Raw genomic sequence first — 20391 nt, 5'->3', positions numbered from 1 at the left:
TAACTTCACTCCTGACTTTTCAAATATTCATATTCTATTGCAAGCTTAGTCCGTTTCTCATCTGCACTAATATTAAGTGCAAAAGCAACACCAACAGACAAAACTAATAGGCTGTTTCCGCCCTGACTTAAAAACGGGAAGGTAATCCCAGTCAACGGAATCAAACCTAGCAAACCACCAAGATTAATAAACACCTGTAATAAAAATAGGCTTCCGATACCAATACAAATCAGCGAATTGAATGGTTTCTTCGACCGGATACCCACGAGAAAGATTCGTATAATCATAAAGATCAAAAGACCTAAAATGACTAAGGCACCAATTAATCCGACCTCTTCTGCAACAATCGCAAAAATAAAGTCAGTATGAGCTTCACTTAAAAAGCCTTTCTTTTCAATACTATTACCTAATCCACGGCCAAACCAGCCTCCGTTGAACATTGCGTAGTAACCATTAACCAGTTGATGGCCTTGATTCAATTCATCCATAAAAGGATTTTTGAAAACCTCAAACCGACTAACGATATATTGAAAACGCGCTGGAAAAATGTACTTACCAAAGTGAATTAAGAACTCTATAGCTAAAAAACTCAGGCCAACACCTATACCACCGATAATTACCGTGTAAAACCAGTTAACTCCACTAGCCAAAAGTAAAATCAAAGCCAATAGAGTGATGATTGCGGCATTCCCCATGTCTGGTTGAATAACAACTAGAAGAACCATGAAAAACACTAAAAGTAATGGCCGCTTCATATCTCCCCAAAAGTTATCTTGAATTGTCTCCTGACGCTTAGACAAGATGTAAGATAAATACCAAACCACCATAATCTTTAAATACTCAGCTGGCTGCAAACTAAAACCGAAAAAATTTAGCCAGCCTTTTGCCCCGTTAATTTCCTCACCAATAAAGGGAGTAAGTATCAACAGAAGAAAAATAACTAAAGTCGAAAATACAATCAACTGTTGACTCTTCAAAACATCGGTTTTCATTTTGTACATCAGTGTAATAACAATCAAACTTAATGCCCAAAATATCGCCTGGTTAGATACGAAGGAAGTCGGATCCAAGCCTCGAACAATTTGGATATAAGAGGTGGAGCTATAAACAAAGATCAATCCTACAACCGATAAGATTAAATAGGGAATTAAAATACTATAATCTAAAAAGTGACGTTTCCTTATCTTAGACTTCGGCAAGGATTATGCCTCCTTGCTAGTTTCATTAGTTTCTTGACGGTTTTCATACAGTTCGGTATATAAACGATTCAACTCTGCTTCTAAGTCGCTTAGCATCTGTTGGCCTTCTCCTTTGTTAAGAATACCAATCCGTTCCGCGAAGAATACTTGACGTGAGAAGCCATACATCTGTGTATCAACAACTTCTTCGAAAGCCTTGCACTGAGAAATACACAAACTATTATGTTGATTTTGGATCAGCAGCTTGATGCGCTTCGCATCATCATTCAATATTTTTATGGCAAAATCAGAAGAAATAGGTTCCATTTTGCTTCCCTCCTATCCTTAGTTTCAATATTATAGCACAGAAAAAATACAAAAAGGAGAAAAAAAAGAGCATCTAAGCTTTAATTAAATTCTTTGTTCGGATTTTAGGTTTTACACAAGCTATCGATGTTACAGATTGATGACAAACACGAAAAATGCTCTGAAAACTCTTTGTGCCGCTAAAAAAAATTATATCTTCGTGGAACAAATTAAAAATGTGAAACAAATCTAACCCAATAGTTTTTCATCTTCCATTTTAAGCTACTTTAAGTTAAAATATACTTATGAATTAAAATAGCTTGAAAGGAGAACTTTTTATGATCCAAAAAGAACGGCTGCAAGTGATTATGCAGACTCTGGAAGAAAGGCAGGCGTTAAGCTTAAAGGAGATTATCCAGCTAACAGGTGCATCCAGAGATACCGCTCGTCGAGATATAGTTAAGCTTGCGGATAGAAATTTAATCCAAAGAACCTATGGCGGCATTGCCCTTCCACAATCTTTTAAGCAATTGGATGATTATTTACAGCGGAGTTCTGAGGGAAACAGCGAAAAGCAACAGCTTGCGCAAATCGCTGGAAAAATGGTCCACGACGCAAAATCCATCTATTTGGATGTGTCCACTACAATTAGTTATATTCCCCAGTACTTGGAGAATTCTACTCAATTGTTTACTGTTACAAATTCTATTGATATTGCTGATCAGCTGCTTCGGAACAGTGAGTGTGAAACACGAATGCTTGGCGGGAATTTAGACCGTGAAAAACGATGTGTAATTGGGACCAGACCCTTAATTGAAATGGAGCAATACCAATTTGATTTAGCATTTGTTAGTGTGGTAGGACTTGATTCTGAAGGAGTATATTATGCCTACGAAGAAGACATTGATATGAAAAATAAATTGCGTAAGCAAACCGCCAAATTAGTGTTGTTGGCTGATACCAGAAAAATTAACCAGGCTCATTATTTTAAAGCCTATAACTGGGATCAAGTAGATACACTTGTTACTAATAAATCTTTACCGAACGGATTAGCGGAAATTTTGGAAGAACAACATGTTACGGTGCTATATGCAGGAGGAAAAATGCATGATTAAAACAGTCTTATTTGATGTAGATGGAACTTTGCTCGATACGGAATATGCGATTATTCAATCATTCAGAGACACATTAGCGATTGATCCAGCGATTTTGGATGAAGAGTTGCATTTCATTTTAGGTATTCCCGGAGTTAAAGCCTTGGAACGATATGCCGGATCAACTGAAGAAATCCAAAATCTTTTAGAGCTTTGGGTAAAAAACCTCAATAGTCATATGAAGAATGTACAACTGTTCCCAAACGTACTCCCCGTACTCCAAAATCTGCAGGATAGAAATTATCAACTAGGAATAGTCACCTCCAAATTGCGACCTGACATGGAGAGTACTTTGGATTCTTTTAATTTAAGAGATTACTTTACAAAAGTCGTCACCGCTTCAGATACTGAGAAGCATAAGCCTCATCCCGAACCTATTTTAAGAGCGATGGAACTCTTAAATTCTAGTCCTGAAGAAACTATTTATATTGGTGATTCCATTTATGATCTGCAAAGTGCCCACAGTAGTCAGGTATCTTTTGCTTTAGCGGGTTGGGGAGCGAAGGTACACGAAGAATTTGCTCAAGTTCATCAGTTGGTAACTCCTGAAGACTTAATCAATTATTTAGAGGGATAATTATGCGCGCAATCGAACTTTTTTTATGTCAGTTAGGAGAAGAAAGTAACACCCTTCTTACCTATTCTTCTATCACAGCTGCCGAGTATACAGTTTGGGTAGAAGAAAATACTTCTGTAAAAGAATTGCCATTAAAAGTATTTACTATTTTATGCACTCTTTCACATTTAAGCTATGATGAAGTACTTAAGCAATTAGTTAAGTATGAGCTATTAGCAGAGTAAGATCTTGGACATTTTCCAAGATCTTACTCTTTTTGTTTACATAATATTATAGAAGACAACTAAATATAGATAATTTCCTCCATGTCTATGATGAAATATTGTTTGGCTTATTTTTCTACGCAATTTACAATATATTGCAGATTGTTCCGTTGATTTTTAAAATAGTGAAACATTGCTAAAAACTGTTCCCGGTTGTCTTCCTTCAAACCATTTCTAATAATCCGTGCGGTTCCGATTAAACCTTCATCTCGAACCATTCCCCTAGGACTCATTAAAGACATCTCACCAGTTTGACTAGCAATATTTCGAAAGCCGATTTGCTGGTAAAGAGACTGCCATAACGATTTTGTCAAAGGTGCAACCCGCATGTTGATAGTCCGGCTCAACTGATCCATTTGCTCTAAATCTTCGACCTTCAAGGCAATATCATGAGTCAGTAGCTTGCCGCCAGGTTTTAAGACACGATAGTATTCCCTCAACGCTTTTTCTTTAGCCGACTGAGCTAGCATAGTCAACATCGCCTCATTTATCACCATGTCAAACGTATTATCCTCAAAAGGCAATTTCAATGCATTTCCCTGCTGCACAGTTACTTGATTCTCCAGTTTAGCCGTTTTTATTGCTGACTTTGCCTTCTCTAAAGCCTGAGAATCTAAGTCTACACCTATCATTTTACAATGGTAAGTTTGAGCTATCTCTATTAATGTCGTTCCCATGTTGCAAGCAACTTCTAAAACATAGTCATCTTTTGAAAATTGAGCCTGTTTCATCAACCAGCTGGTTGCCTCAATACCTCCTGGACGTAGTCTTGTTTTGCCAAGGCTAGCTAGAAAAGTGTGTCCGACTTTCTTATCACTCATGCTTACACACCTTTTCCGGTTTTACAACTACCAACAGCATCTGAAAAGCTTCAAGAGCATATAGGGCATGAGGAATATTGGCAGGCATGACAATAGTTTCACCTTCTTCTACCAAAAACTTTTCTTCCCCGATCGTAATTTCTACTTTACCGCTTAACAAGTTCACCATGGCATCACCAGGTGATGAATGCCCACCAATTGATTGATCTTTATCTAGGGCAAAAACAGTCATCCCCATACCTTTTCTTTGGACAAGTGTCATGCTTGCTACTTGATCTTCGGAAACAGGAACTAGTTGTGTCAGATTGATTACTTCACTTTGAGGTAATTTATTAATATAGGTCATTGATTATCTTTCCTTTCTGGTAACTCTATTTGCAAGTATTTACATTTTTCATTCGCTTGAATACTATGAAGACTGTTGGCTGGAATAGCTAATAATTCTCCTGCTTGAGCTGTCCATTTCTGTTGAAAAATTGTCACTTCGAGTTTCCCTTCCAAGATGTGCAGCAGCTTCACTAAGCCTGTTTTTTCTGAGCTGACACTCTCACCTTCATCCAGTGCATAGATGACTACTGTTGGCTCTATATTGAGCGCTTGACTAACAATCCGGCTGCGAATCTGATAGGCTGAATAATCTATCATCTCATTTAATGGTAAAAGAACCGGCTTCATTCGTTTTCCTCCTTTATCCACGAGAGCTTTTCTGCTACAATAATTTCTAGAACGATATTGAGAATCATTCTCATTGAATATATCATAGGTCTTTCATTCTGTCGGTTGCATTTGCAACAAAAAAACTATTTTTCGTAGTCTGTTCAACCAATGAGGATTTGTAGTCAAATCCGATCGCTCATTTTTTAATGAATATTTTCAGGTTTCTAGGATTCTCCTTGTAAATCCTAAATAAATCTATGAGGTAAAAACGATGCACAGTTATTTGGATATGCTCGAACAAACGACTATTTTTCGTGGATTAACTGCTAGTGAAATAATACAGGCTTTGAAATGCTTAGGTGGTGAAATTGTTGAATATGAAGGGAAGGGAACTGTTCTTACCTCAGACAATCAGACAGATTCTGTGGGAATTGTCCTAGAGGGAAGTCTTTATTTTAACAAGTTAAATATCCATGGAGAGCGTCATATTTTTACTGAGGTCAAAGCTGGAGAACTATTTGGCGAAAACTGTCTCTGGCCAAATCCTAGTGTATCCTCCTTTGAAATTGAAGTTCCTCAATTTTGTAAAGCATTGCTCATCAAAAAAGAAAAGCTCATGCATCCTGAAGCGACCACCTGTCGTTTACGGAAACAAATTATTGAGAATCTCTTTTATCTTTTACTAGTAAACAATCAAACTCTTTACCAGAAAATCGATTTGGTAACCCAAAAGAATTTGCGGGAAAGAATTCTCTATTGCTTGGATTTTCAATACCGTAAATCAGAGGAACCATTTTTTACCATTCCCTTTTCTCGCCAAGACTTTGCGGACTACCTAGGTGTAGACCGCAGTGCTCTTTCTCGTGAGCTGGCCAAAATGAAGGAAGAAAAGCTAATTGATTATAATCGCAATACCTTTGCACTATTAAATTAGAATGAAAAAAAGTTGTCCAAAGAGTTTTTTTCCACTCTTTGGACAACTTTTTGTTTGCTATTATGCTTCCACAGCTTTATTTTTCTTCGCTGCTTTTTCACGTTCTGATTTGTTCAGAATTTGTTTACGCAAACGAATGTTTTCTGGTGTAATTTCGCAATATTCATCCTCATTCAAGAATTCCAAAGATTCTTCTAGAGATAAATCACGAGGTTTTTTAATAACTGAAGTTTGGTCCTTATTAGCAGAACGAACGTTAGTCATTTGTTTTGCTTTTGTGATGTTTACACCAAGGTCTTTGTCACGACTGTTTTCACCGACGATCATTCCTTCGTAAACTTCAGTACCAGGTTCAACAAAAACAGTTCCCCGTTCTTCCACACTCATAATTGAGTAAGTGGTTGCTTTACCAGTATCAACTGAAACCAACGCACCATTACGGCGTCCACCAAGATTTCCTTGGATTTTTGGCAAGTATTGATCAAAGGTGTGGTTCATGATTCCGTAACCACGTGTCATAGATAAGAATTCAGTAGTAAATCCAATCAATCCACGAGCAGGAGCCAAGAATACCAAACGTACTTGTCCATTTCCAGAATGGATCATGTCTTGCATTTCAGCTTTACGTTGGCCCAATGCTTCAATTACGCTGCCCATATATTCTTCGGGTGTATCAATTTGAACTAATTCAAAAGGTTCGCAACGAACACCGTCAACCATACGCTCAATAACTTCAGGACGAGATACTTGCAACTCGAAGCCTTCACGACGCATATTTTCGATCATGATTGATAAATGTAGTTCTCCACGTCCAGAAACAATCCATGCATCTGGAGAGTTTGTTGGATCAACACGTAAAGATACGTCAGTATGAAGTTCAGACATCAAACGTTCTTCAATTTTACGAGAAGTCACGTATTTACCCTCGCGACCAGCAAATGGTGAGTTATTCACTAAGAAAGTCATTTGCAAAGTAGGCTCGTCGATGTGCAGGATTGGCAAAGCATCTTGGTGGTCTGCAGGCGTTACTGTTTCCCCAACAAAGATATCTTCCATACCTGACAAAGCGATTAAATCGCCAGCTTTTGCTTCTTGAACTTCCAAACGTTTCAAACCAAAGAAACCAAAAATCTTAGTTACCCGGAAATTTTTCGCTGAACCATCCAATTTAAGCAAGGACACTTGGTCACCGACTTTAATTTTTCCACGGAAGATACGGCCAATTCCGATACGTCCTACGTAGTCATTATAATCCAACAAAGAAACTTGGAATTGCAGTGGATCTTCGCTATTGTCAACTGGCGCAGGAATTTTTTCAATAATAGTATCAAATACAGGAACCATTGTTTCTTCCTGATCAGCAGGATCATCAGACAAGCTAGATGTTCCGTTTAAAGCTGAAGCATAAATCACTGGGAAGTCCAACTGATCATCATCAGCACCTAATTCAATAAATAATTCTAACACTTCATCGACAACTTCTTCTGGACGAGCTGAAGGTTTGTCAATTTTATTAACTACTACGATTGGAATTAAATGTTGTTCCAATGCTTTCTTCAAAACAAAACGTGTTTGAGGCATTGTTCCTTCATAGGCATCTACAACTAGTAATACACCATCAACCATTTTCATGATACGTTCAACTTCGCCACCGAAGTCCGCGTGTCCAGGTGTGTCCATGATGTTGATCTTGTAGTCTTTGTAGTTTACTGCTGTATTTTTAGCAAGAATGGTAATACCGCGCTCTTTTTCCAACGCATTGGAATCCATTGCCCGTTCTTGTAAGCTTACATGGCTATCTAAGGTATCTGATTGTTTCAACATTTCATCCACTAACGTTGTTTTCCCATGGTCAACGTGGGCGATAATGGCAACGTTACGAATATCATCTCTGTATTTCACTATAATTGCTCCTTTTCTTATAACAAGTCACTCGACAAGCCATTATAGCAGATATTCACGTGAATTGTTAGTAAAACATTTTCATTTTTTCTGAAAACTTATATTTCTTAATCTTTGTACTCTTTTACTTGGTTCATAGCTGCTGAAGTAAGTCCCATAAAATACTCACGACCAGAGAAATTTAATGGCTGGAAATCCGCTCCGCAGGTTGGCATTTCAAACTGTTCCATCATTACTTTGCCTGCAGCGTAATCCCACGGACTTAAGCTGCTCAGATAACCAATTTGTGTACCTTGTAGAATTGCGATAAAATCTAGGCCAGCACATCCTAGAACTCTAACTCCCATTGTTCGTACACCAATGTCCTTAGTATGATGATAGTTGTTAGTATAAACAGGCATACCTACACCCAACAAACCTTCTTCAAGCGTCTTATTTTTCGGCGCCTTTAATTCTTTCTCGTTGTGGTACACAGCGTTTACCTTCGGGCCTCCCCAGAAAAGATCATCACGCATGACATCATAAATAAACCCTAATCGCCCGATACCTTCTTCATATACAGCAATCATAATACAAAAGTTTTCTTTTTGGTAAACAAAATTCAAAGTTCCATCAATTGGATCGATCACAAACACACGGTCCTGATCAATCGCCGTCGTATCCTGTCCATTTTCTTCACCTAAAATTTTTGCTTTAGGATCAAAGGACTTAATTTTATCAACTAAAAAGTTTTGGATCTCTTTGTCAACATTGGTTACAATATCTGTTCTGCCAGATTTATGATCTACCTGAAGTGTATCTTCTTTCAAAGCCTTTCTAATCTTATCTCCAGCCGCATAAATCCACTCAATAATTTCCTTTTCCATAGTGATCCCCCTTGTAGTAATGTATTAAATCTGTCTGCTATTCACCAAAAATTTAAATTAGTTTCTATTAATAATCGCTGAATATCTGTCAAATTGCTATCCTAATTTCAGCCGCTTCTTCGATTCTTTTTTAGCTGCTTGAACGGTTCTGTATACGGAATAACCACTAACTGATTCAAATTCACGTCCAATTTTTTTCTCTTCGCCAATGCTGCGAATGACTTGCTTAAACTTTTGGTAACCGACTAAAAAGGCTTGCGTATCAACGCCGCCTTCGTTTGCTTGTTCGACTAAGTTAAGAAAATCGATCACGGCAATCATTTCTTCTCTGCTCCATTCAGGATCGATTGGGTAACTGTAATTATCCAATTGCTTCACTCCATTCCTGTTTAGTTTACCATAGATTTCTTAACTAAGCGCTTATTTGAACATGGCAAAGCACAACAAAAAGCCTTTATCATTTTTCTTTGATAAAGGCTTTTGCTTCTATTAGAATAGAACTTCTACGTTAAGATTATGTATCCCTAGTGCTTCTAGAAAGAGACAATATTGTCAAATGTTACAAGCTCTCTTGAAATTGCAGCTAAAACATTAGCAGCACGATCAGTCCGCATAAATTTACAAAAGACTGAGTCAAGAGAATAGCCCTGTCCCCATTTAGTAATCAAGGTTTCTCCATCATAACCTGCATGCTTCAACTTCGTTTTAATTTTTGCAATGATACAGGATAATTGAGAGCGATTTGAGCTTGTATCGCCATCACGCCATAAAAATTGGCAAATTTCGGTTCGTGACAAGGTTTTGCCATCTCCCTGCAACAGAAGTGAAAATACTTTCTTCTCATTCTTAGAAAATCTTACACTGCTCAATATGTGTTGGTAGGATTCCTCTTCAACTAAACGTACCGGACGGTTTGAATATTGAGTATTGATAAAGAAGTTTTTCTGAAGCAACACTAATTTTTCTCGAACCATTGTATTGGAAAGCGATTTGTTCAACCAGCCCCTTATAGCAGTACTCCTTATTGTTACTTGATCCTCTTCAGAGTAAGCTTCATCAGTCAGACGAATAATTAAATTATTATCTGTATTGATCAATGCTGATACCTCAGCTACTTCTGCATCTGTAATAGTTTCGCTAAGCAAGATAGTTGGAAAATACGAGAAGATGTTATGGTTACTGCTACTTTGATAAATGTCACTAGAACAAAATACTTCATAGTTTAATAACTGCAATTGCATTTGAAATTTTTGTTCCGCTAAAATGTTTTTTGTGAGAATCAAGATCTTGTTCACACATTCACGCTCCTTGTTTTTCTTAATCATCGATAGAATACCCTACTACAATGAGTAAATATCCATCGCTTACTTTATTTTATTTTTTTTACATAAAGATTAAAATAAAGCTTGAAAACGATAAGAAAAAAGCTGCAAATTCGACATAAATAACGAGTGATCATTTTCACATATAATTTTTCAGAAATTTGCACATCTCAGAGCCTATTTACCTGGAAAGTGAAAGCGAAGATTCTTTAAACCAGGATAGAAAATACTAATACTAACTATTTTAAAGAACAACACCCTGTTAATTGAGGAGTTAAAAGTAATCAACTGGGTCAAAACAGGCTAGCGAAAAACTAATAAATTCATTCGTGAGGTAATCACTTATATAGGTGAATAAGGAAAATCAATTTATTTATTTCTACATAAACTATTTTTGTAATTATAGGTTGTGAAAAAATTTGTCAGACAAGCAGTGTTTACAATTTACGCACCAAATTTGAAGAATTTAGTGCATGGGATTATAGAGACAAGCGTTACCCTTCTTTTTTTACTTAAATTCTTCAGAAAAGACATAACTAGGAATCAGAAAATCTTTGATTCCTAGCTATGTCTAACGTCTAAGATAATCGTTTTTATCATTATCGAATCTATAATCTGCATTATTCTCTGATTTTATTTTCTAAATTCGATAATAATTGTGCGTAATCAATTTTTGAAAAATCGGTGACGTCCAATTCATGAAGCTCTCCTAGAATGCCGTATTTCCCAAGATAATATTGTGTTGCAAAGACTTATTAACTTCAGTTTCTCTAAGATTATCTTTCACTTCACGTGTCCAATTAATCAGCAGTTCTGTCCCCACGTTAAACTTCCGAGTACCATTATTTATTAATTCTGAATAGTCTTCTTTTTTGACTCCAGTCCCTCCAATTGTTCCCAACTCTCCTTCAACTGAAACTCCGTGGGTGTGAGCATAAACTACAATCGCTTTGGTTTTAACAATATTTTTTTTTAAAGGCAAATGAGAGCCGTCGTAAATCAAATTAGCTTTTCTGACTATTAAATCAATCCAAACAGATTCCACAGTGGATACATTACTACAACAAAACCAACAATCATCAGCACTGCCTTCAAGGTCATTTGCTTCACAAATTCCTTCATGGGCATCATTCCATATCCATACATAATCAAATTACCTGCTGATTCATAAGGTAAGAAAAGCAATTCACAGGAATATAGCAAGCACATACAGGCGGCAACCGGATTAATTCCTAAAGTAGCTGCAATTTGCACAAAGGGAAGCGCCAATCCGCCCAACATAGCATAGGGAGTCATAAAAAAATTTGCCACCGTTCCCATTAGTATAAAAGCAACACAAACAACTAGCGTACTTTTACCAGCCAACATAGGAACCGCAATACCGGTCAAGAAATCTCCAAAACCAACTTCTGCCCCTACGATACCAATTCCGAGACAAGCCGAAACGAAGAATACCATAGAAAAGTTCAAACCAGTCAAGGATTCTGGATCGCCAATCCCTATTCTTGGAAGGAACATCAAAAATGGAATAGCCATGAATCCATACGCAGCTGGCAAACCAATAAAGCTTGAAGCACAGAGGTAAGCCAATAAAAGAACAATCATAACTACGGCTTTCTTTTCCTTCGTTGACATTTTCCCCAACAAGCGGTATTTTTCATCGAATAATTCCTTGCTAGCATTGATCTTTAAATTTTTCGTGTCATAAATTTTCATCAAAATCAGAATACTGGCTACACATACTAGAATAAAAAAGCCGTTATATTTTAGTGAAGTGAACATTGACATCGTATAACTTGGGATCAATTCACGGATAGCTACCTCTAGCATTGAGAAGTAACCTGGATAATATAGGCAGACTGTACAACCAGTAGCACCGATCGTTCCGGCAAAGCATACTAGCGAAGCTTCCTTGGAAGGCTTCATTTCCATCGCTTTACATACACCAAACACCAAAGCACTGGCAACTAGCCAACCGTTACAGAAGGTAATTAGATTCAAAATAATTCCAATAAAGAAACAACCAAAAACAGCCCCTGCATACGTACCTCCACACAAACGAATCACGTAATAGGCAATTCGGGTCAATAATCCGGTTTCATCCAAAATGTTACTGAATATCAAACCGCCTAAAACCATCCAAACAGTTGTGCTGGTCCAGGAACCAAATGCAATCTCAGCGGGAACAAGCCCGCTGATTAAATACAGTGCTGGCAATAAAATGGCTGAGACTAACCTAGGAAGCAGTTCCATGGCGATAATCAGGATAACAAAGATCGTAATCACAAGAAACAGTTTCAAGCGTGAAGTAAAGGTGTCCGAAACTGGAATAAAGGCGATCAGCGCTGGGGTCGCCAGACTGACGATCCATCCCATTAGATTCTTTTTACTTACATTAATTACACTAACATCCATTCTCTTTTCCCTCAATTATTATGATAGTCGAAAATCCAGTGACACTTACAGGGCTTTTTCGTAAAGAGCAATAATATCTTTCACCGTAGTTGCTCGCGGATTTACAGCGACATTGGGACTCTTCATAGCATCTTCTGCCATCTCAGCAATCTTATCTTCTGTTACACCCATTTCTGAAAGAGTCTTAGGTATGCCGATGGCTGCATTTAATTTTTTGATTTCATCTACCAACATTTGTGGCTCAAAATTCTTCACTGGTTCAGTTTTCCCACTAATAAAGTTATAAATTTTTTCGTAACGTCCACGATCTGCCAGAGCATTGTATTCCATGACTGTCGGTAGTAGGATTGCATTTGCTACACCATGGGCAATGTGGAAATGGGCGCTTAACGGATGACTCATTGCATGAACATTTCCCAGTTTTGCCCAAGCAAAGGCGATTCCTGCGAAGGTCGACCCAGACATCATAGCACAAGCTGCTTCCCCATTCTGACGATTCGCGACAAACTGACGAAGATTGCTGCCAATCAGTAACATTGCTTTTTCTGCCATCGCATCCGTAAATGGTGAGGCATTTCTTGAAATATAGGCTTCCATTGCATGGATCAAGGCATCAATCCCGCAAGAGGCAGCAATCGATGCCGGAGCAGTCATAATCATTTCCGGGTCTAATACGGCATATTTCGGCAGCATTTCATAGCTGATGACTGACATTTTGTAGTTTCTAGATTCATCGGTAATCACAGCAGAAGCTGTCACTTCGCTGCCTGAGCCTGCAGTTGTTGGAATCGCGACAATTGGTACAACTGGTCCTGGAACCTTATGCAATCCTTCATAGTCAGTGATTTCACCACCGTATTTAGCTAAGACACCAGTAGCTTTCGCGACATCCATTGAGCTGCCTCCACCGAGTGCAACAATACTAGTAGCCCCGCATTTTTTGTACAATTTTGTTGATTCATTCACCACGTCAACGGTTGGGTTCGGTACTGTACCCAGATAGGTAGTACATTTAATACCTCCAGCTTCAATGATATCCTGGATTTTTTTGACTACACCTAAACCTTCTAAACCACGGTCAGAGATTAGAAATACATCCTCTGACTGATTTTCCTTCAATATTTCTGGCAGTTTCTTCAAGCTTCCCATGCCAAACTCAATGCTTTGAGGTATTTTAAATGTAAAATCTTTCATATTTTGTATTCCTCTCCATCTCTAGATTACGGACAATAAACTGGTGATCAGCATATTCCCGCCAACAAATAACAATACGACATAGACAATTTGCAAAAACTGTTCGCGGTTGATTCGTTTTAGAAAGCCCATTCCTAAGAAGAAGCCTAATGCTGCCATAGGAAGACCGATTGCCAAGGCACTCCACATATATGGAGAAAAGGCCCCGTTGCGGAATTGTGTAAAAGCATTCCATGTATTCAGGATCACCCATACCATGTTCATGGTGTTGCGGAATTTTTCTTTATCTTGGACTGCTTCAATTGTATAAACGGTAATTAGTGGTCCACCGATAGTAAACGCTCCATGAACAATCCCACCTAGAATTAGACAGCCATAACGGAAAATCTTCTTCAGGGGTGTATCTACTTCTTCTTCTACCTTTGATTCTTTGGACATTCGCGGCTTCACAACGTATTTATAGACATTCATTAAGGCAATTAACGTAACCATGAAACCAATCCCAATTTTTGCTGTAGTAGGACTGATCGCATAAAACAAGTAGTTCCCAACTAGGATTCCTGGTAAACATAAGGCAAGAATTTTCGCCAAATCTTTCCAGGAAACATTTTTGAATTGCTTGATTCCTAAATAATATAAAAATGGCAGTGTAATTAATGTTCCATAGGGTACCCCTACCTCGGTTCCCAACAATCCGTTGGTAACGGCTGCCGCAATTACGGTACAGCCGAAACCAGTACAACCCTGAACAAAAAAGCCGATTACCTGCATCAATGCCACTAAGATAAAATTAAATTCAAATCCCAACTTTTTCACCTACCTCATTTTTTTAAAAACTCAGTTCTGTTCGCTGAATCAAATCCTTTTGTAATGGTTTGCCAAGCTCAACGAAGTAAGCACTATAACCGGCAACACGTACTAACATGTCTTTGTAATCCTCAGGCTTCTTTTGTGCCGCCCTCATTGTAGCTGAGCTCATAATATTGAATTGAACATGCATTGGCTGCTTAGCCATATAAGCATCCACAAAGCTGATTAGGTTATCCCTTCCTTCAACCCCAGCAACTGCTTCTTCAGGGAACCGCAGATTCATTAATGTTCCATTGGTAGCTAAGCTATGATCAACTTTCGCTAAAGAGTTAACTAACGCCGTAGGACCAGCAATATCATGCGATCCAGCATCTGTATGAACCGGTCCCATATTATCAGATATCGCTTCACCCTTTTTACGACCGTCAACTGAAGCGTTAGTGTTCATTCCCATTGCTACGTTGGCATTTACCGAATAGACCCCGGGACTAAATTCTCCGCCTCGTGGATTTTTGCGACCACTAATATGTCGGCAGTAACATTCGAACATGAATTTGAACAAATCGTCAGCGTAATCGTCATCATTACCGTAATGATGAACTTTCGAACTGTTAACTAGGGCATAAAGAACATCGTGACCTTTCCAGTTATCCTTGACTGCTTGTAAAAGCTCAGACCCAGCATAACGATTTTCCTCAAATACCAGCTGCTTGATCGCAGATAGAGAATCCGCACAAGTCGCCATGCCGCTTGCTTGAGGTCCAATGCCATTGTATTTTGCTCCACCTTCAGTTAGATCCTTGCCGGATTCTAAACAGTCTTCGAAAAAGGCTGATACATAAGGCAGCGGCTTAAGTTCTTTATGGACGGTATCGATAATATTTAAGCTGCTGCACATTTGATCCGTCCAATACTCAAATTGCTGGTCAACGCTTTCGAGCACTTCATCAAAGCTTTGATAGGTATCCAAGCTACCTGTATCAGGCCCCAATTGCTGGCCAGTGTTTAAACTACGGCCGCCATTGACCACCATTTCCATCATTTTTGGTGTATTCACATAAGCTGCATCATGCCATCCATACTCTTTTCCAGGCAAACTAATTTCCACACAACCTACTACACAATAATCTCTTGCTTCTTCAAGAGTCATACCTTTGCGCATCATTCCTTTAATTGTAGGACCATCATTGAACAGCTTCGGATGACCATAACCAGCTCGAATACATTCAATGGTTTTTACCCTTAACTCGTAAGGAGTAAACTCATGCATCCGTACACACACCCAAGGATTCATCATGCGGGTATGAGCAGAAGCTTCCAGCATCAGCATGGTTAAATCGTTGGTCGCATCATTTCCATTACGATCTACTCCGCCGATAGTCAAACTTTCACCGCCGAAACCGCGGCCGTTACGTAAAGCCATACTTCCCTTGTCTTTTAACTTCGTAGGGTTGTTCATTTTCACATAGACAACTTCGATTAGTTCTAAAATAAATTCTTTAGGAACATTTCCCTTTCTCATATCAGCTTCGTAGTAGGGTTTCAGCCATTGATCCATCCGGCCATATGAAATCGAATGTCCATTGCTTTCCACTTGAATCAAGGTAGTTGCAAAGTTGAACAGCTGCAAGGCCTGCCAGAAAGTTTGTGGTGCTCCGTCAGCAATTTGATAACAATTCACTGCCATTTCCTTGAGCTCTAGCTTGCGTGTTGCATCTTTAGTAGTTTTTGCTTGTTCTTCCGCAAGCAAGGCGTAACGTTTGATGTATTTTCTAGCAGCTTCGTGCATGATAATCATAGCTTCATAAAAATCTCGTTTTTCACCATATTCAGGATCACGTTTACTCAACTTAGCAAGCCGAGTTTTCGCTTCTTCGATTAGACCAATGTAACCAACACGCATCAGCTTTCTATAATCAATTGCCAAATGCCCAGCACCTGCGTAATGATAAAGATTGGTTTGGAAAATCTTTTCACCAACCTCGGAACCCTTCGTTTGGTCCTTATCCAGTTTAACATTCACTAAATCATCAACGGTTTTACCCTTCCACCATGCACAAAGCTCAAGAATTTCATTTCGTTCTTCCTCGTTGCGAATATAGAATTGGTCATTTGGTCGTTCTTCAAAGGGAGAATTTATAATTTCATCTAGAATCCAATTGACAGAAAATTCTGGATAAATCGGCGAGGCTTTCGCCGGTGCTGCAATCTCACCTAATATCAAATCTTCATCATAAATGTATAATGTTGAGTTCAGCAAAACATTTTCGAAAGCATAAGCACATTTTAATTTGCGTGAACAGGTTTCATGACTTTGATAAGCTTCAGTAACTAATTTTAGCCGTTCAACATCCACCTCATATGGCCGATCCAAAAAGGCTTGTCTTAGATGGTTTACCCGAGGAAATGGCGACCAATCCTCATGGTGAACCTGATAGCCGATGCTATAGGTCTTATCAAAGGGCTCTGTTCCAACTGCTGTTGCTTGTTTGATACTCATTTATAAAATCCTCCTTCATTAATCAACTGATTTATTGTCTTTCTTTAGTTCCAACTAAACAGTGAATGCCGCGATCGTTAAAATATTCTGCTATTTTATTCACCTTTTTCTGAAAAGACTTTCGTTTGATCTTAATCCCTTCCATCCCGTAAGGAATGCCTAATGCTTGATACTTCTCCTCACCCAACCGCATAAAGCTGAGCAACTGCAGAGTTCGAATACGACCATTTAGCTCATTTAAAATGAAGTCAGCGGTTGCTTCAATATTTTCTGGATCATCATTGACCTCAGGAATAACTGGAATACGCAGAATCAATTCCCGTTCCAAATCAGTCAGTTTTTTTAAGTTTTCTAAAATCCGATTATTGCGGACCCCTGTGTGCTTCCGATGAAGCTTACTGTCCATGTGTTTAATGTCTGAAATCCAAATATCAGTGTATGGTAAAAGCTTTTCCACTTCTCGCCAGTTGCCGTAAAAAGTTGTTTCAAAGCAGGTTTGAATGCCTTCTGACTTACAGGCCGCGAATAATTCTGCTACAAAATCACTTTGCAACAATGCCTCTCCTCCTGAAACAGTCACTCCTCCACCTGACTGTTCATAATATTCACGATCTTTACGGATGATTTCCATACACTCTTTTACTGACATTTCTTTTCCCCACTGTTTAATGGCATCGGCTGGACAAGCATCTGCGTAAACTGAACAATCTAGATGCCCCTCGCTTTCGATCCCAACTAACTTTCCACGATGGAAATTAAGAATATCCCGATTATCGCACACAGTTTCACAAAGTCCGCATTTTCTTTGAGAGATACACTTTGATTTATAAACGCCCAGCTCGATTTTGGTTGACCAGCTCTCCGGATTCCCACACCATTCACATCGCATTGGACACCCTTTCAAAAACAGCTCAGTACGTAGACCTGGACCATCATGAAGGGTAAATCTTTGAATGTCAAAAACGACTCCCAGCTGAGACACAGCTTTCCCTTCTTTCCAACTTTTATAAGAATGTTTAACTTGCTCAAAGCTTAACAAAGTTAACATCTCAGTATAAGTAGGCATCAGGATTATTTCGTATAGGGAACATTCCCTATTCTGCCTACGTTCAATTGAAAACGATCCCAAAGTAAAATTAGTCAAAAAAAAACTCAGACAAGTTCGCCTGGGTTTTTCTTTTATTGATCCTACAAAACTAATTCTCTCGGTGCTCCAAAAGCTTGTATAGTTCAAAGCGACTGTTTACTTCACATTTAATATAAATATTTTGAACATGTTTTTTGATGGTATGGTAACTAACCACCATTTTATCAGCAATCGCTTTATAAGTCAGTCCTTGATACATCAACTCTGCCACTCGCTGTTCAGTCGCCGTCAGCGGTAAATTATCTAGCGAAAAAGCAGGCACTTTTTCTTCATCCTTTTTAGCGATTGTAATCCAGTGATAGCGGTCAATAATGCCATTTGAATAGGTTTGATCATAGGTATAAATTTTGAAAATGTAATTCTTAATGATCTTTGTTTGGACGCGATCTGAGCTGATAGTTTCTTCTTCCCCACCTAAAAGGAAAGGCAGCCAGCTGCAAGGGGTGGTACTGCTCATCTGTTCAGCAATCACTGGACCTAAAATATCCGTTAAACATTTAACAGCAGTTTGACTATAACTCATGATATGCATGAAATCATCTGTCACCAAATAAGCTTTTTCCCCACAGGCAATAATTTCATTTTGGATATTCTGAACAATCTTCGCCTGTTCAAATTTTTTGAAGTTTTTATAAGAGTTCGCCAAATAAACGTAAATTTCATTAAGCTGGGTAATCTCTGCTACCGTAAAATCTCCTTGATTCTGACTTTTGAAAAAAGTCACTTGAATATAGCCATTCATTCCAAAGGCCAAGGTCGTACTATAATGCTGCTGAAAGTTCTCCTCGATGAAGCGAACATAAGCCGAATGCTCATAATCTCTTTGGACGATTATATCTGTGGACTTATATAGACGGGGTTTCACATTAAAATACGTTAATTGATCTCGCAAAGCATCCTGATAAATCATGTGCCTGATGACATCATTAGCAAAGAAAGTACGATAAGGATGCTCGTCACAATCAATTGAGATTCCTTGCCAACTAGTCCAAGATAAAAATTTTCCCTGCGTATCGTAATAAGAAATCAGTACCTTTTCCCAGCCAAAATTCTTGAATAAGTAGTCTAATAAAACCGTACTAAAAAATTCACGGGCAGAAATTTGATACTCGGATATTTCTGAGAAAAAATTAACTTGACCAGCATGCTCTTCATTCATAATGCTTCCCCCATCATTAATCGTTACTTCGCCATTACCCTGTCGTATCCATTTTACAAGCTTCTCTTCAAATAATTAATTAGATTATACCATGCCTCTTCTTTGCGCGTCATTTGAATACAGGAAAGAACGATCCATAAATATAAACCAAGGAAGCTGTCAAAACATCGCTTGGAGCTACTAATTTAAGTGCATTTTTGAATTCTTTACAGGTATATTTAGAGCAGCCTTATCGCTAAGTAAGACTAGTCAACCAGTTAACAAATTGAAGAAAATTCATTTAGGTATTTCTACTTTATACCTTTCATTTACTTGATTATTGTAGAGAATGAATGTATCACCATCCAGCCATTCTACATCAAATTGGATGGTTTCCATGAAACCTGGTCCTTCATAATTAAAAATCTCTTTTCCACTTTCTAAAAATACAGATGGTCTGCTTATATAATCATAGCGCACAAAAATTTTAGTTTCACTGTTAGGCGAAACAAAACTTTGATCAAATTTCGACTCATATCGGAGTTTTCTAAACATTACCGTGTAAACAAAGAAAAATCCAATTATCAAAATAAAAACTAGCAGAATCTTACAATATTTTCTCAACTGTTTTTCTCCCTTTACTCTGATTAACTAGGGACTTCAATAATTTATATTAAAAACTACTCTTAATTAAACACTGAAGTAGTCCTTCCTTTCCATTTAATACTTTATAAAGCGGAATACTTGAAGTACCGTACTTCTCTATATACAAAACAATATAATTTACTGTCACCTCTTTGTAAACAATCTTTTCTAGCGAAAAAGTCTTTTTTGCGAATACTGAACAATTTCCTCAGGATTGTTTTCAAGAAATTTATTTACTAAGTCTTTTTTTCTTTTTGCAGCGCTAATAATACACAGTAAAGTTTCTTTTAAAATGCAATTTAAAAAATAATTGTTAAGAAGATGATTTCAATTTCCATGACACAGTAATTGGCTAAGTAAATAACAGTAGCATAGCCATAAAAATCAGCTTTCCTTGCCTTTTGATTGAACGGATTATGTTTAAATAAGACCAATTCATCGTGGTATTTCAGCAAAACGTTCATAACCTCCCAGATAGTGTGCCCTCTTCTACTAGAATAATAGGCGAGCTATTGATCAATTTCTACAATTTTAAAAACTTTAGTCGCTATATTTTTTTAAT

21 protein-coding genes and 1 pseudogene are annotated in these 20391 nt (G+C 38.0%); 4 read left to right on the top strand and 18 right to left on the bottom strand.

Going from position 1 to position 20391, the window contains the following annotated elements; translation table 11 throughout:
- Positions 1-5: 5 nt before the first annotated feature.
- Positions 6-1199 carry an FtsW/RodA/SpoVE family cell cycle protein gene (locus IGI46_RS12865; protein WP_429963502.1) on the bottom strand — a complete coding sequence of 398 codons (1194 nt, stop codon included), beginning with the start codon at positions 1197-1199 and terminating at the stop codon, positions 6-8.
- Positions 1200-1202: 3 nt separating this feature from the next.
- On the bottom strand, positions 1203-1505 hold the full coding sequence (locus IGI46_RS12860; RefSeq protein WP_207703669.1) for a DUF1507 family protein: 303 nt from the start codon (positions 1503-1505) through the stop codon (positions 1203-1205).
- A 317-nt stretch (positions 1506-1822) separates the two neighbouring features.
- On the opposite strand from IGI46_RS12860, the gene IGI46_RS12855 reads away from it, so the two are divergent.
- From IGI46_RS12855 to IGI46_RS12845, 3 genes are read left to right on the top strand one after another with little or no spacing between them, the layout of a single operon-like run.
- Positions 1823-2599, top strand: coding sequence for a DeoR/GlpR family DNA-binding transcription regulator (locus tag IGI46_RS12855; RefSeq protein WP_429963501.1), 777 nt, complete (start codon positions 1823-1825; stop codon positions 2597-2599).
- On the top strand, positions 2592-3215 hold the full coding sequence (locus IGI46_RS12850) for an HAD family hydrolase (protein ID WP_429973541.1): 624 nt from the start codon (positions 2592-2594) through the stop codon (positions 3213-3215). The genes IGI46_RS12855 and IGI46_RS12850 overlap by 8 nt, the downstream gene beginning before the upstream one ends.
- A 2-nt stretch (positions 3216-3217) precedes the next feature.
- Entirely contained in the window at positions 3218-3439 is a 222-nt protein-coding gene (locus tag IGI46_RS12845) for a hypothetical protein (RefSeq protein ID WP_207703671.1), read from the top strand.
- A gap of 107 nt (positions 3440-3546) precedes the next feature.
- Here the strand turns inward: IGI46_RS12845 and IGI46_RS12840 are convergent, their stop codons facing one another.
- From IGI46_RS12840 to IGI46_RS12830, 3 genes are read right to left on the bottom strand one after another with little or no spacing between them, the layout of a single operon-like run.
- Positions 3547-4299, bottom strand: coding sequence for a methyltransferase domain-containing protein (locus IGI46_RS12840; protein WP_429963499.1), 753 nt, complete (start codon positions 4297-4299; stop codon positions 3547-3549).
- The gene (locus IGI46_RS12835) at positions 4292-4645 is read right to left on the bottom strand and encodes a cupin domain-containing protein (RefSeq protein ID WP_207703673.1); all 354 of its coding nucleotides are present in this window, start codon (positions 4643-4645) and stop codon (positions 4292-4294) included. Before IGI46_RS12835 ends, IGI46_RS12840 begins: the two co-directional genes overlap by 8 nt.
- Positions 4642-4974, bottom strand: coding sequence for an acetate kinase (locus IGI46_RS12830; RefSeq protein WP_429963498.1), 333 nt, complete (start codon positions 4972-4974; stop codon positions 4642-4644). The genes IGI46_RS12835 and IGI46_RS12830 overlap by 4 nt, the downstream gene beginning before the upstream one ends.
- A gap of 253 nt (positions 4975-5227) precedes the next feature.
- Between IGI46_RS12830 and IGI46_RS12825 the strand changes: the two genes are divergently transcribed.
- Positions 5228-5890, top strand: coding sequence for a Crp/Fnr family transcriptional regulator (locus IGI46_RS12825; protein WP_429963497.1), 663 nt, complete (start codon positions 5228-5230; stop codon positions 5888-5890).
- Positions 5891-5950: 60 nt separating this feature from the next.
- Here IGI46_RS12825 and typA read toward each other — a convergent pair whose 3' ends face one another.
- The 13 genes and pseudogenes from typA to IGI46_RS12760 form a co-directional block, all read right to left on the bottom strand.
- Positions 5951-7792, bottom strand: a complete 1842-nt coding sequence (gene typA / locus IGI46_RS12820) for a translational GTPase TypA (protein WP_429963496.1) — start codon at positions 7790-7792, stop codon at positions 5951-5953.
- A 107-nt stretch (positions 7793-7899) separates the two neighbouring features.
- Complete coding sequence (locus IGI46_RS12815; RefSeq protein WP_429963495.1) at positions 7900-8658, bottom strand: inositol monophosphatase family protein; 759 nt, start codon at positions 8656-8658, stop codon at positions 7900-7902.
- A 96-nt stretch (positions 8659-8754) separates the two neighbouring features.
- On the bottom strand, positions 8755-9027 hold the full coding sequence (locus IGI46_RS12810; protein WP_429963494.1) for a UPF0223 family protein: 273 nt from the start codon (positions 9025-9027) through the stop codon (positions 8755-8757).
- A gap of 164 nt (positions 9028-9191) precedes the next feature.
- The gene (locus IGI46_RS12805) at positions 9192-9953 is read right to left on the bottom strand and encodes a helix-turn-helix domain-containing protein (RefSeq protein ID WP_429963493.1); all 762 of its coding nucleotides are present in this window, start codon (positions 9951-9953) and stop codon (positions 9192-9194) included.
- Between the two features lie 742 nt (positions 9954-10695).
- Positions 10696-10986: pseudogene (locus IGI46_RS12800) on the bottom strand (class II fructose-bisphosphate aldolase); the annotation flags it as partial.
- A gap of 14 nt (positions 10987-11000) precedes the next feature.
- Positions 11001-12395, bottom strand: a complete 1395-nt coding sequence (locus IGI46_RS12795; RefSeq protein WP_429963492.1) for an SLC13 family permease — start codon at positions 12393-12395, stop codon at positions 11001-11003.
- Positions 12396-12440: 45 nt separating this feature from the next.
- On the bottom strand, positions 12441-13589 hold the full coding sequence (locus IGI46_RS12790) for an iron-containing alcohol dehydrogenase (protein ID WP_429963491.1): 1149 nt from the start codon (positions 13587-13589) through the stop codon (positions 12441-12443).
- A 21-nt stretch (positions 13590-13610) separates the two neighbouring features.
- Complete coding sequence (locus tag IGI46_RS12785; RefSeq protein WP_429963490.1) at positions 13611-14405, bottom strand: sulfite exporter TauE/SafE family protein; 795 nt, start codon at positions 14403-14405, stop codon at positions 13611-13613.
- A gap of 13 nt (positions 14406-14418) precedes the next feature.
- Entirely contained in the window at positions 14419-16899 is a 2481-nt protein-coding gene (gene hpfG, locus IGI46_RS12780; protein WP_429963489.1) for a (2S)-3-sulfopropanediol dehydratase, read from the bottom strand.
- 31 nt (positions 16900-16930) lie between these two features.
- On the bottom strand, positions 16931-17881 hold the full coding sequence (gene hpfH / locus IGI46_RS12775) for a (2S)-3-sulfopropanediol dehydratase activating enzyme (RefSeq protein WP_429963488.1): 951 nt from the start codon (positions 17879-17881) through the stop codon (positions 16931-16933).
- A gap of 214 nt (positions 17882-18095) precedes the next feature.
- Positions 18096-19205, bottom strand: a complete 1110-nt coding sequence (locus tag IGI46_RS12770; protein ID WP_429963487.1) for a response regulator transcription factor — start codon at positions 19203-19205, stop codon at positions 18096-18098.
- Between the two features lie 276 nt (positions 19206-19481).
- On the bottom strand, positions 19482-19664 hold the full coding sequence (locus tag IGI46_RS12765; protein WP_429973540.1) for a hypothetical protein: 183 nt from the start codon (positions 19662-19664) through the stop codon (positions 19482-19484).
- A gap of 464 nt (positions 19665-20128) precedes the next feature.
- Positions 20129-20293 (bottom strand): hypothetical protein, encoded by a 165-nt coding sequence (locus IGI46_RS12760; protein ID WP_429969592.1) that lies wholly within the window; start codon positions 20291-20293, stop codon positions 20129-20131.
- Positions 20294-20391 lie beyond the last annotated feature (98 nt).

Source organism: Enterococcus sp. AZ163 (assembly GCF_050498925.1).
GTDB lineage: Bacteria > Bacillota > Bacilli > Lactobacillales > Enterococcaceae > Enterococcus_A > Enterococcus_A ferrettii.
The sequence above is the reverse complement of the archived record's forward strand: the minus strand, read 5'-3'. Positions and strand labels throughout refer to the sequence as shown.

What these genes read in the sequence shown, in the direction of transcription:
- IGI46_RS12760 (WP_429969592.1), bottom strand. Translation starts at nt 20,293, where the DNA reads ATGAACGTTTTGCTGAAATACCACGATGAATTGGTCTTATTTAAACAT.
- IGI46_RS12770 (WP_429963487.1), bottom strand. Translation starts at nt 19,205, where the DNA reads ATGAATGAAGAGCATGCTGGTCAAGTTAATTTTTTCTCAGAAATATCC.
- IGI46_RS12850 (WP_429973541.1), top strand. Translation starts at nt 2,592, where the DNA reads ATGATTAAAACAGTCTTATTTGATGTAGATGGAACTTTGCTCGATACG.
- IGI46_RS12845 (WP_207703671.1), top strand. Translation starts at nt 3,218, where the DNA reads ATGCGCGCAATCGAACTTTTTTTATGTCAGTTAGGAGAAGAAAGTAAC.
- IGI46_RS12795 (WP_429963492.1), bottom strand. Translation starts at nt 12,395, where the DNA reads ATGGATGTTAGTGTAATTAATGTAAGTAAAAAGAATCTAATGGGATGG.
- IGI46_RS12835 (WP_207703673.1), bottom strand. Translation starts at nt 4,645, where the DNA reads ATGACCTATATTAATAAATTACCTCAAAGTGAAGTAATCAATCTGACA.
- IGI46_RS12860 (WP_207703669.1), bottom strand. Translation starts at nt 1,505, where the DNA reads ATGGAACCTATTTCTTCTGATTTTGCCATAAAAATATTGAATGATGAT.
- hpfG (WP_429963489.1), bottom strand. Translation starts at nt 16,899, where the DNA reads ATGAGTATCAAACAAGCAACAGCAGTTGGAACAGAGCCCTTTGATAAG.
- IGI46_RS12830 (WP_429963498.1), bottom strand. Translation starts at nt 4,974, where the DNA reads ATGAAGCCGGTTCTTTTACCATTAAATGAGATGATAGATTATTCAGCC.
- IGI46_RS12840 (WP_429963499.1), bottom strand. Translation starts at nt 4,299, where the DNA reads ATGAGTGATAAGAAAGTCGGACACACTTTTCTAGCTAGCCTTGGCAAA.
- IGI46_RS12825 (WP_429963497.1), top strand. Translation starts at nt 5,228, where the DNA reads ATGCACAGTTATTTGGATATGCTCGAACAAACGACTATTTTTCGTGGA.
- IGI46_RS12790 (WP_429963491.1), bottom strand. Translation starts at nt 13,589, where the DNA reads ATGAAAGATTTTACATTTAAAATACCTCAAAGCATTGAGTTTGGCATG.
- IGI46_RS12815 (WP_429963495.1), bottom strand. Translation starts at nt 8,658, where the DNA reads ATGGAAAAGGAAATTATTGAGTGGATTTATGCGGCTGGAGATAAGATT.
- IGI46_RS12855 (WP_429963501.1), top strand. Translation starts at nt 1,823, where the DNA reads ATGATCCAAAAAGAACGGCTGCAAGTGATTATGCAGACTCTGGAAGAA.